The sequence below is a fragment of the Larkinella sp. C7 genome (assembly GCF_006149005.1).
In the GTDB taxonomy this organism is placed as follows: Bacteria; Bacteroidota; Bacteroidia; order Cytophagales; family Spirosomataceae; genus Larkinella.
The window spans coordinates 1-314 of record NZ_VBSL01000281.1; the positions used below are offsets into that span (position 1 = coordinate 1).

The window sequence follows — 314 nt, forward strand, 5'->3', positions numbered from 1 at the left end:
ATAATCAGGGCCCCTTGATAATTGGCCAGATAATTCTCCAACCAGGCAATGGTCTTAATATCCAGATGGTTGGTCGGTTCGTCCAAAACCAGCAATTCCGGCTTCTCCAGAAGCATCTTGGCCAAGGCTAGACGAGTATTTTGACCGCCAGAGAGGTCTGAAATCGGCGTCTGCCAAGTCGTCTCATCAAACTGGAAACCATTGAGGATGGCCTTAATATCAGCTTCATAAGTGAAGCCACCTTGGGCTCGAAAATCCTCGGAGAGGCGATCATAGTCTTGCATGAGCTTGTCCAGCTCTGCTCCCGACAGGTC

The 314-nt window shown here is 49.7% G+C and carries 1 protein-coding gene; it reads right to left on the reverse strand.

The genetic code is table 11. The features are described from left to right. On the reverse strand, positions 1-314 hold a 314-nt coding region (locus tag FH871_RS35420), incomplete at both ends, for an ATP-binding cassette domain-containing protein (RefSeq protein ID WP_138995394.1).